Origin of the sequence: Longicatena caecimuris (assembly GCF_004341945.1) — a bacterium.
GTDB classification, from domain to species: Bacteria; Bacillota_I; Bacilli_A; order Erysipelotrichales; family Erysipelotrichaceae; genus Longicatena; species Longicatena caecimuris.
In genome coordinates this window covers 1-11,969 of sequence record NZ_SMBP01000035.1, presented here as the reverse complement: position 1 = coordinate 11,969, position 11,969 = coordinate 1, and the positions used below count along the sequence as shown (strand labels likewise).

Below are 11,969 nucleotides of genomic sequence, written 5' to 3'. Positions count from 1 at the left end.
TTTCCTCTACTTTCTTTTATTGTATCATAAGCATATAAAAACTGTGTATCGTTAAGTCGTACGCTCTTAACTTACACAGTTTATTTTACACTCTCATAAAATTATCGATTCTGTTGATTTTCATTCTATTTCCTTTTCTTCCTGTTCTCATAACGATTGGGCTTTTCATGCTTCCTATTCCCGTAAGATCGATAGCCTTGATCGTGAACTCCATATCATCATTTCCAGAGTCATTTGTAAACATTGCGGTAAGATTCATGACATTCTTATCCAAGACTTAATCCCTTATTCTTTGCTCCCTCATGATACTATCATCTCTGTGCTTTTTGATCTAGACCCTTATATCGTTTCTTCCCCACATCGTTCTTTTCTCGAAATCAAATATTCTTTTCTCGATTTTACGATTATGATCTTATCTGTTCGCTTAATTGTAGATTTTTTCCTATCTTATTTTATTCTCCACATAACGTTTGATGTTTCTTCTTGCTTTTTTCGCTATCATATCATCGTGATTACAAAGAAAGCGAGATGACCTTTATGTTTTTCTATTTTCCTCTATGGATGGTTTTGAAAGTCGATGATTTTCATGCTTGATGATACCATCAGTCTACCTTCTTTACATATTTCTGACTATACAGACAAAAAGATTGTAGATGTCCTTCCTTACAGACGGAAACGTTATCTTTCTGACTATTTCTATAAAATACCTTTAAAAGAACGAAAGAATGTAAAATATGTTTCTTTCGATATGTGGAAGACTTACAGAGATATCTCAAAAGTGATGTTTCCTAACTGCGTATGTATCGTGGATAAATTTCATGTCCTTCAAGAACTCTCAAGAAGAGTGAAAAGAGTGAGGACAGATGTCATGAATAAGAATAAGAAAGTAAGAGATGATTTAATCAAGGAACGTCAAAAACTACAAAAAGAAAAAACGTTACTATTTCCACAGGATCAAGCAAAGCTAAGACTTGCGATGGATAATTATTATCTTCTCAAAAAATTTGATTGGATCTTATTCTCAAATGATTCAAAAATATCGGATCCTAATGAAAAGAAGAAATTGAATCGTTATTTAAACCGATATCTAAACCTGAATGATCATATGTTAATAGATATCGTTCCTAAATTAAAAGAGGCCATAGAGAACAAAGATATCGTTCATTTGTTTTATCGTAATACAGAATATAAGAATGCTAAGAAAGAATTAGAGGATATCATTATTCTGTGCAGATCATCAAATGTTCCTCAATTACAGGAGTTTTCTAATTTGTGAATGGAGACAGGAGATCATTCATTCATTTCTAAAAATCCCTTCCATTGATAGGAAGATGAACAATGCTTTGATTGAAAATAGAAATAAATCTATCAAATTATTGAAACATAGCAGTAATGGATATACCAATTGGAATCGATTCAAAGCTAGAGTGATGTATTCTCTTAATGATGATATTTATTTCAAAATGTAATGTAAAAAGAAGTGCTCTTATTCCCTCTGGTTTTCTAGCACTTCTTCATTCTTTACAGTTTATGGGGGACTTTTTCCACCATGGTTTTTTATACCCCATGTTTTGTATACCCCATATTATTTCAGATTACCTATAAAATAAATAATTTTATGTTGTTAAGAGATAAAATGCGTCATACGACTTCATTTCATATGTAAGAATACTATGTGAAAACATTAATGTTGTCTTCTTAAGAAAGTCATTTATATAAAAGTCAATAGATAGATTAACATGTTCTAACTATATGAAGTTTTTTAAATGTTTACATTAAACAACTTTAAAAGGACTACCAAATTTTTTGGGAGTTTTATAAAAGATTAAGGAGCAGCTTTAGGAAGGACGAAGAAAACAACAGAAAATTGAAGACCCCTAAACTGACCTCTAAAATTCAGACCCCTGAAGATTTTGGATACCCTCTATTTAATATAGATATACTAATTGCTTTTTATTTTTGCGTTGTCATGTTTTTTGGCCACTATAACCGTGTGTTTCTTCTATAGGTTTGAGCATATTTCTTATTGCGAAATGGTTTCTTGTAAACAAAAGTATTCAGCTTCTAGCTTGAAGAAAGGATAAGACTCGTTAACTAAGTTTTACAGTTAGTGCGTATCATTTCTGCTAGTTAACAATATAGATAATATCCTGTAAAACTATACGCTTGTTATTTCTCTTATAGATACATTTGTATGCATTTTGCATAAACAGTTAAGGTAATAAGTAGGTGTAAGTGGTCATGAAATATAAATATTATTTAGCGTTGGCAACACCTCCAACTTTATCAATGCTAATAGAGCTATCATCAGGTAATCTTAAAATATAAGAATAATCCATATGTCGCCTCCTTTTAGTAGAGAGCACAACCATGAAATATTATAAAAGTAACAGACAGATTCTCTGTTTTTCATATAAATTAGATTCCTGATTTTTCTCCTAAAGATTTAGAAAATCCTATATTATTACACTTTTCACGTATGTTATTCATTAATTATTATCTTTGATAATTCATTTTCTAAAGTATTAATAATGTTTGTAACTAATGCATTTCCCATCATAAAATATCTTCTTCTTGCACTCATTTCAGTATCTGTCCAATTATCCGGAAATCCCTGCATTCTTTCAGCTTCAACTTCTGTAATAAAACGAAGTTTATGGCTATGTGGGTCTTCAATGACATGTGTGCTTCTATTTAAGCTTGATTCACTGGTTAACATAGTTCTTCCAGGTAAATCCAAATTATCTGGAAATGCCATCGCACCTTCAGAATAATTGTACTCGCCTCCAGTAGGATGATTTCTTAGCACTTTCTTTTTACCCTTAGCTGCTTTCATACTTTTGATTTGAGCTTCTGTTAAATTATAATTGTCTAATTTGTTATCATCTACTAAGATTTGCCTTAATGTAGTTTTATCACCATTGTATAATGGTTCATAGTCTTGTGTGTAGATTTTCCCATTTAACATGATTCCTGATTTTTTAAATTTAGCCGCATAGGTTGCTGTCATCTCTACGGTGTCTTTGTAGTTTTTAAAACTGTTGTTTAATGGAGTTAATTTGAATTCAGCTAAATTCACAGGGAAGCTTCTTGCAAATAGACTTTTATGAGTGATAAAACCAAGTACATCCTGTTCATTGTTCTCATTTATATTATTTGCATATTTTAGGTTATTTTTCCATGCAAATATAAAAACTCTTCTTCTACGTTGAGCAAATCCATATTCGGCTGCATTAATAACGCGCCATTCTACGTTGTAATTTAAATCGTGAAAAGTCCTTAGCATGATTCCAAAATCTCTACCACGTTGTTTTGCTGGTGATTTTAATAAACGATCAACATTCTCTAATAAAACAAAGGGAGTATTTTTACTTTTTAGTATTCTTATGATTTCCCAGAATAATACACCTTTTTTTCCTTCGATTCCTTTTTCTCCTGAGAGGGATCTGGCAACAGAATAATCTTGACAAGGGAAACCACCAACTAGTAAAGAATGATTAGGAATAACCTCTAAAGGAACAGTAGAAACATCTTTATTTAACCAATAATTAGGATTATTTTCATTAGTAGATTCTTCAATATTAAATCTTTTTTTATAACATTGATACGCATCCTGTATTTTAGTAGATGGTTCCCATTGATTGAACCATCTAAAGTTCCAATCTCGGTTTTCTATTGCTATACCATTTTCTGAATCAAACTCACGAACGTCATTTAAACCAACTCTAAATCCACCTACACCCGCAAATAATTCAATTACTGATTTCTCCATAAATGGTTTCCATCCTTTCTTGGTCTATTATGTTGTAACTAAAATGTAAAATCATAAGCTAATAGCTAAGCCTTGACTAATGTATTATACATTAAAAAATTTACTTAAGCAAGATCGAAAATTATAAATTTTGGATGATCTTTACGTTTGCCTATGATTGTAAAATTCTTATGAGATTTTGATGAAGTTTTAATAAGAAACCAAAGAGAATTACTTCTATAAAATAAATTTCAGATAGTTTTTATGATTTTTAGAATCATTTAATTATTTTATGATATAGGAAGAAATAAAAACAATTTTATAAATGTCATAAAATAGTTTATAATGTATAAAGAGGTTAGGTGATTAATATGCAATTATTTGATTATGACGATTCTAATATAAAAAGTGTGTATTCCTATGCTAAAAAGTTAGAGGGAATGACATTTAATGACATATTAGAGGAATATGAAAGAAGTCCTATCAAGAAATATGGCGCAAAGCTATATGATATAGATTGTTCAACAAATATTAATGAATCACCTACTGTTTATGGTGAAGGTAATAAAAATTTATCATTAAATAGTAAGTCAAAAGGTCAATTGGGAAACTTTATAGAAAAGTATTATTTTGGTTATGAACCAAATGGTAAGCAAGAGGCTGATTTGAGTAAGATTGGCGTTGAAATTAAGCAAATGCCTATAGATATGAATAAAAAAGGTGAATATCATGCTGGAGAAAGATTATCAATTACAAATATTTCTTATAAAGAACCAGTTGAAGATGACTTTTATAAGAGTCATGTATGGGAAAAAATAAGATGTATTTTATTAATACAATATTTAAGGGATAAATCAATTGATCGATTAGATTATGTCATAAAATTTGTTAATTTCTTTAGCCCACCTAAAGAAGACCTTAAAATTATAATGGAAGATTATAGACAAATAAATGAAAAAATTAAGCAAGGTAAAGCAGATGAGCTGAGTGAAGGAGATACGTTATATCTTGGGGCTTGTACGAAAGGGGCAACAGCCGAAAAGAGTAAAAAACCCCAATATTATGGTGATCATACTTTAGCTAGAAAAAGAAATTTTTGCTTTAAGATTTCATATATGAATTATGTATTAAGAAACTATATCCTTAAAGAAAGCGTTCCATGCGAATCTATTGTTAAAAGTGAGATTAATGAAAATTTTATTGATTATGTAATTGGCTTGATTGAAAGACATATTGGGAAAACTGATAAAGAATTATGCTGTATGTATAATAGGCCATATAACAATAATAAGGCTCAATGGAAAGACCTTTCTTTTAGGATGCTTGGTATTAAAAGTAATCAAGCTGCTGAATTTGAAAAAGCAAATATTGTAGTTAAGACCATAAGGATAGAAGAAAACGGTATAATTAAAGAAAACATGTCGTTTGCACCATTCAAATTTAGAGATTTATTAGAGGAGCGTTGGGAAAATTCTCAAGTTTTTAATTTTTTTGAAAGTACACAATATTTATTCGTTAATTTTAAAAAACAAGGGGATTCCTATACTTTAATAGGTGCTCAACTTTGGCATATGCCATATAAAGATTTAAATGAGGTAGTATATAAAGAATGGGATAATTATAGAAAGATTATCAAAAATGGAATTATATTTAAAAAGGAATTTAAAAAAAATGGTAAAATTGAAATTAAAAATAATCTACCAGGTATGAAGGATACAGAAATCATACATATTCGACCGCATGCTCAACACGCTGCATATAAATTAAAAGACGGTTTTATAGAAGGTAATATTAAAAGAGATGCAGATGAACTACCGAATGGTGAGTGGATGACGAAACAAAGCTTCTGGTTAAATCGTGATTATGTGCTGAAACAATTGAAATCTAAATAATGAAACATCGTGAATTAATAACTACACCAAGTATATCAAAAAGAATGAAAGCACTTAGTCACAAGAAAAGTAAAGTAGAATCAATATTAGCTAAAGCGTTGTGGCATAAAGGATACAGATATAGATTAAATTATGATAAATTACCTGGAACTCCAGATATAGCTATAACAAAATATAAAATAGCGATATTCGTAGATGGTGAATTTTGGCACGGTAAAGATTTTGAAAAAAGTAAGGAAAGATTGATAAATAATAAGGAGTATTGGATTGAAAAAATTGAAGAAAATATGCAAAGAGATATAAAAAATGATATTTTGTTAAAACAAATAGGCTGGATACCTTTACATTTTTGGAGTAAAGATGTTTTGAAATATACTGAATATTGTATTGATGAAATTGAGTTGTTTATTGAGGATTTTAAATAGAGTTATATCTGAAATATGTAAGGAGTTCATATATGGAAAAAGCAATAGAAGAAATCAGAAAATTCAATAAAGAAAGAGAATGGGAACAATTTCATTCTCCTGAGAATTTAGCAAAGTCCATTGCTATAGAAGCTGGCGAATTATTAGAATGTTTCCAATGGAATAATGATTTTGATGAAGAAGCAGTTTATGATGAGCTAGCGGACGTTATGAATTACTGTATTGTCATGGCAGATAGTTTAAATGTAGATTTAGAAGACATCATATTAAAAAAATTGGAGAAAAATCGTCAGAAATATCCTGTTGAAAAAGCTAAAGGCAGTTCTAAAAAATATAGTGAATTGTAAAGAATATGATAGTATATCAAGAGACAAAGAAACAGTTTTTATATGATGTAAGACAGGATTTAATTGAGGAAAAAATTCAAGAAAAGGTTAGAAAGAAACTACATAAAAGGACGGCACGTAATGAATTTATGTCATGGATGAATTCCATGCAATATATGTATAAAGTGATGGAAGATAAGCGAATACCTGATGATAGTCATGTAGCAATTGAATATCGAATACCAAATTCAAATAAAAGGGTAGATTTTATCATAAGTGGTGAAAATGAACAGGCAAGAGAAAGTGCCGTCATTATAGAATTAAAACAATGGCAGCAGTTAGAAAAAGTAGATACTAAAGAGGCTATTGTTAAAACAAAATTGCAAGGAAAGCTTGTAGAAACAACACATCCTTCTTATCAGGCTTGGTCATATGTAAGTATGATAGAAGATTATAATGAAGATGTCAGAAGATACAAGATACGTCTACAGCCATGTGCTTATTTGCATAATTATAGATTACAGCAAGATGATGATTTAATTAATTCTTGTTATGAACATTATATTGAGAAAGCACCTATCTTTACACGTGGCGATACCGATAGATTAGCCGCTTTCATTGCAAAATACATAAAAAAGGGAAATCCTGATGTTTTGTATCATATCGATCAAGGCAGAATTGTCCCTAGTAAATCTTTACAAGATAGTTTGACGGCAATGCTAAAGGGTAATCAAGAATTCACGATGATTGATGATCAAAAAATCGTGTATGAAAGAGCAATTGAAATAGTAAAAAAGAAAGCTGATAAAAAACAGGTGTATATTATTCATGGAGGGCCAGGAACGGGGAAAACTGTGTTGGCTATCAATATGTTGGTAGCAATTTTGAATTTAAGTAAAAATGTAATGTATGTGACGAAAAATTCTGCTCCTCGCCAGGTATATCGAAAAAAATTAGCTGATGGAAAATATCGGAAAGTGTATATAGATAATTTGTTTAAAGGCTCAGGATCTTTTGTAGAGTCTGAAAAAGACGAATTAGATTGCTTGATCGTCGATGAAGCGCATCGTTTAAATGAGAAAACGGGTATGTTTCAAAAAGGAGAAAATCAGATCAAAGAAATTATCAATGCTGCAAAAGTTAGTATTTTCTTTGTTGATGATTATCAAATAGTTACGACTAAGGATATTGGTAGTACAGATGAAATTAAAAAATGGTGTCATGAATATGAAGTTGATATATATGAAGATACATTGTTATCACAATTTCGATGCAATGGCAGTGATTCCTATTTATCATGGATCGATAATGTTTTAGAAATTAATTGTGAAGCTACTGATGAATTTGATTATGATTACGATATACGTATATGTGATACTCCAGATGAAGTTAGAAACCTAATATTTGAAAAGAACAAAATAAATAATAAGTCTAGGATGGTGGCTGGATATTGTTGGAATTGGATCAAAGAAGGTAGAAACAAAACAAATGTTTATGATATTCAAATAGGAGATTTTGAAATGTCATGGAATCTAGGATCTTCTACTACTTGGGCTATTGATCCAGAATCAGTTAATGAAATTGGTTGTATTCATACGTGTCAGGGTTTAGAATTTGACTATGTTGGTGTTATTATAGGTGAAGATTTAAGGTATCAAAATGGTATTATCACTGATTTCACCAAAAGAGCTAAAACTGATCAGTCTATAAAAGGACTGAAAGGCCTATATAAGAAGGATAAAGAAAAAGCATTGTGTATTGCTGACAGAATAATCAAAAACACCTATAGAACGCTTTTAACACGTGGACAAAAAGGTTGTTATATTTATTGTGTAGATGAAGATTTAAAAAATTATCTGAAGGAAAGATTGAAGAAAAGCATGTAAAGAATTCAAACTTAAAATATGATTCATACAAATTCTTGAAGGTGTTTCAGATTTTGTGTAAACCTTAAATATGCAGTAGATTTGATATACTAACACACTTTACTTGACAAATCCTTTTATGATGACAATTTCTAACTTGACGAAATATGAAAGAATTGCAATCATATTATTACATATTCACTAGCTTTATCTAGGATAATCAATACGCAACTCGCTTTCAATAAGCAATCTTAGAAATGTGTTTCTATGCATAGACAATGTAATTTACGAAAATGTGTTTTAAAGAGTTTAGCTATATTTATTTGTTAAATAATGTGTTTTAAATTATGAAATTACTAATTGCATATGTAAATAATACCAATGGTATACATTTAACTATAAATTTGTACTATAATTAAATTAAACAATAGGGGGAAGATTGTATGATACAAATTTATCTCAATCATCAATGCTATACAGAATTTAGCGATTTTAAATTATGGTTTTCGGATCAAAAAGATGAATTAATGCTTACCATCATATTTCTATCTGGAAAAAAGTATACACGACCATTTCGTGAATGGAACGTTATACCAACTATTAAGCTTGAAGGTAACTTGCTTTATCATAAAACTAATAAAATGGTAAATATAATCGATGAAGCATATGAGGTTGGTGAGAAATATATATTAGCTAAGTATCCTAATTCAGATAAACAATATGTATTATATGCAAATGATGTCATAATAAGTAATTCAACAAACCTAAAAGAGAGTAATCTATTTCATTATTTTGTCAATATAGCAAAAGAAAGAGTAGAAAATGCACACGATGAAAAGTCAAATGTAATAGCAAATAATATAGTAGAACAATTTCAAAATTTATTGCCCTTTAAGGATACTGCTTTGCAGGCATATATTAGCCAAAAAGCGGAATCATTTCAAGATGTTGATGATTTAATCTTTCCTTTTGGTGTAAATGAAACACAACTTGCTGCAGTGAAATATGCATTTCAATCACAAGTAAGCATAATTGAGGGACCTCCTGGTACAGGGAAAACACAAACTATATTAAATATCATAGCAAATATTTTGATAAAGGGTAAAACTTGTGCTGTCGTTTCTAATAATAATTCTGCAGTTGAAAATGTTTATGAAAAACTACAAGGTGTGAATTTAGATTTTCTAATAGCCAAACTTGGGTCTTCATCTAAAAAAGAAACGTTTTTTCAAAGTAACCCAAATTGGATTGAGGACTGTACTGTGTCAGATATAAATTTAGATTTAATAAATAAGAAGGTAAATGATATTGAAAAATATCTATCATTGAAAAATCGGAGTGCAGAATTAGAGTGTCAATTAAAAGAAATAGAAATTGAAAAAACATATTTAGAAAATTGGTATCAGACAAGTGGTGTTATTAGTACACATATAGTAGAAAAATATAAATTATCTTCACAAAAAGTGTTGGAACTTTTTACTTACCTAAGACAGTTATCAAATAAGTTTCTATCCTTTAAAGATAAAATGCGTCTGCTCTTTAATTATCATATTTTAAAAAATAAACCTTTCAATGATCCTTCCATACGTCAAGAAATCATTTATGCCTTACAAAAAGAATATTATGAAAAATTAAGTTTAGAGATTCATATTGAAAAAAGTGATATTGATAAAAAATTGCTGAGTGTCAAATATGATGATTTATTAAAAGGATTAACGGAAGACTCTATGAAATATTTAAAACACTATCTATTCAAAAATATACCTAAAGATAAACCATCGTTTACTGTAATGAATTATAAAAAACATTTTAAAAGTTTTATCAGACATTTCCCAATAATCGGCAGCAGCACACATTCTTTAGTAAACTCAATTGCCAAAGGTAGTATCCTTGATTATGTTATTGTGGATGAAGCTTCTCAACAGGATATTGTTCCTGGTGTATTGTGTCTAGGTTGTGCAAAAAATGTAGTGATAGTTGGCGATAGAAAACAGCTTCCACATATTCCTGCAAAATCAAATTTGACAGCTTCCAATATATTATATGATTGTCGCAAGTATAGTCTTTTGGATTCTATATGTGAAGTATTTCAAGATCAAATACCAAGAACGTTATTGAAAGAACATTATCGGTGTCATCCCAAAATTATACAATTTTGTAATAAACAATTTTATCATAATGAGTTAATTCCCATGACAAAAGATCAAGGGGAAGATTCCATACAGTTAATAATTACAGCTAAAGGGAACCATATGCGACAGTATAAAAATCAACGAGAGATTGATTCGATTTTAAAAGTTAAAGAAACCATGGGGTTCTTAGATAATAATACAGGATTTATAGCACTGTATAATAATCAAGTAAATTTAGCCAGATTAGAATTGCCTACAGAAGTTGTAAAAGATACGATTCATAAATTTCAAGGAAGAGAATGTGATAAAATCATATTTTCTACTGTGCTTGATAAAAAATCTGAAAGTCGAATGCAAATTGACTTTGTTGACAATGGTCCCTTGATTAATGTTGCTGTATCACGTGCAAAAAAACAATTTTGTCTAGTAACAGGAAAAGATGTTTTTAAATCTAACAATAGATATATAGCAGCATTAATACGCTATATTGAATATTATTCCTCTAAAAAAGAAGATATTATAGATAGTCCAGTTATTTCAGCGTTTGATTTACTTTATGCGGAATACGATAGATCATTAGAAAAATTAAATAAAAAATTGAATAAAAAAGATTCAAGATATAAATCAGAACAAATTGTTTCTGCGTTGCTAAAAGATTTATTAGATGATGTGAAGTACGATTCTTTGATGCTTCATAAGCAGGTGTATTTACGGCAATTGGTAAATGAAACCCAAAGTGATTTTAACAATCGTGAGTTAAGTTTTATGAAAAATGGGGCTAGTTGCGATTTTGTTGTTTATTATAAAATAGGTAAAAAGCCAATCGCAGTCATCGAGGTTGATGGAGTAGTCATTTGAAAGATGATCAAATGGAACGAGATAAAGTCAAAGATGTGATTTTAAAAAAAGCAAATGTATCATTACTAAGATTGCCAACGACCGCGAGTGACATAGAAGGAAAATTAAAACATTTTATTGATGATCTTTTATTTACAACTTATAATTAAGTAGAAATTGAAAAAGGAGCTAACTATTAAGAAGTCAAGCATTTTTGAAAAAGATTGAAAAAGCATGACAAAAACAAGTGCTAGTAAAAGCACAAAAATTGATCTTTGAAAATTAGATAAAATTGACTAGTAAAGAAAGGTTGGGTCGAATGATTCTCCAGTAAGTTCTAAATGATAAATCACACGTAATAGTTTTTTGACAACATGTGATTGTGCTACACGGTAATTCTTTCCTTCATGAAGCTTTTTATAAAAAAATTTACGAAAAGTTATGTTATGAATAACTAGATATGGAACTGCATTAAAAAGGACATAACGCAATTGAGAAGAACCGTGTTTTACCATTTTGCCTTTATGAGACGATGTTCCAGATTGGTAAATGGCAGGCTCTACTCCACAAAAAGCGCAAAGCTGTTTAGGATTACTAAATTTTGAGAAGTCACCAAATTCACCGAGGATAGTCGCAGCACTAAGCATACTGATTCCCGGAATAGTATCAATAGGAGAATGCAGTTCTTCCATGATAGCTAAAATTTCCTTCTCAATGCTTTCTATTTGCCGTTCAAGAGTA

At 29.8% G+C, this 11,969-nt stretch carries 11 protein-coding genes; 9 read left to right on the top strand and 2 right to left on the bottom strand.

Annotation, left to right across the window (positions count from 1 at the left end; translation table 11 throughout):
- Positions 1-82: 82 nt before the first annotated feature.
- From EDD61_RS14275 to EDD61_RS14270, 3 genes are read left to right on the top strand one after another with little or no spacing between them, the layout of a single operon-like run.
- Positions 83-532 carry a DUF6431 domain-containing protein gene (locus EDD61_RS14275; protein ID WP_390894854.1) on the top strand — a complete coding sequence of 150 codons (450 nt, stop codon included), beginning with the start codon at positions 83-85 and terminating at the stop codon, positions 530-532.
- Between the two features lie 45 nt (positions 533-577).
- Complete coding sequence (locus EDD61_RS13440) at positions 578-1,276, top strand: transposase (protein ID WP_132225823.1); 699 nt, start codon at positions 578-580, stop codon at positions 1,274-1,276.
- A complete protein-coding gene (locus tag EDD61_RS14270; RefSeq protein ID WP_132225821.1) occupies positions 1,242-1,469 on the top strand; it encodes a transposase in 228 nt (75 codons plus the stop codon). Before EDD61_RS13440 ends, EDD61_RS14270 begins: the two co-directional genes overlap by 35 nt.
- A gap of 1,013 nt (positions 1,470-2,482) precedes the next feature.
- Here the strand turns inward: EDD61_RS14270 and dcm are convergent.
- Entirely contained in the window at positions 2,483-3,772 is a 1,290-nt protein-coding gene (dcm, locus tag EDD61_RS13430) for a DNA (cytosine-5-)-methyltransferase (protein WP_132225819.1), read from the bottom strand.
- Positions 3,773-4,122: 350 nt separating this feature from the next.
- On the opposite strand from dcm, the gene EDD61_RS13425 reads away from it, so the two are divergent.
- From EDD61_RS13425 to EDD61_RS13995, 6 genes are all read left to right on the top strand, one after another.
- On the top strand, positions 4,123-5,643 hold the full coding sequence (locus EDD61_RS13425; protein ID WP_132225817.1) for a Sau3AI family type II restriction endonuclease: 1,521 nt from the start codon (positions 4,123-4,125) through the stop codon (positions 5,641-5,643).
- Entirely contained in the window at positions 5,643-6,068 is a 426-nt protein-coding gene (locus EDD61_RS13420; RefSeq protein WP_132225815.1) for a very short patch repair endonuclease, read from the top strand. Before EDD61_RS13425 ends, EDD61_RS13420 begins: the two co-directional genes overlap by 1 nt.
- Before the next feature lie 32 nt (positions 6,069-6,100).
- Complete coding sequence (locus EDD61_RS13415; RefSeq protein WP_132225813.1) at positions 6,101-6,415, top strand: nucleotide pyrophosphohydrolase; 315 nt, start codon at positions 6,101-6,103, stop codon at positions 6,413-6,415.
- A 5-nt stretch (positions 6,416-6,420) separates the two neighbouring features.
- Entirely contained in the window at positions 6,421-8,280 is a 1,860-nt protein-coding gene (locus EDD61_RS13410) for a DUF2075 domain-containing protein (RefSeq protein ID WP_132225811.1), read from the top strand.
- A 422-nt stretch (positions 8,281-8,702) separates the two neighbouring features.
- Complete coding sequence (locus EDD61_RS13405; protein WP_207901059.1) at positions 8,703-11,249, top strand: AAA domain-containing protein; 2,547 nt, start codon at positions 8,703-8,705, stop codon at positions 11,247-11,249.
- A gap of 11 nt (positions 11,250-11,260) precedes the next feature.
- Positions 11,261-11,398 (top strand): hypothetical protein, encoded by a 138-nt coding sequence (locus EDD61_RS13995; RefSeq protein WP_207901058.1) that lies wholly within the window; start codon positions 11,261-11,263, stop codon positions 11,396-11,398.
- Positions 11,399-11,524: 126 nt separating this feature from the next.
- Here EDD61_RS13995 and EDD61_RS13400 read toward each other — a convergent pair.
- Positions 11,525-11,969: transposase (locus EDD61_RS13400; protein ID WP_132225809.1), on the bottom strand; the 445-nt coding region annotated here is incomplete at its 5' end.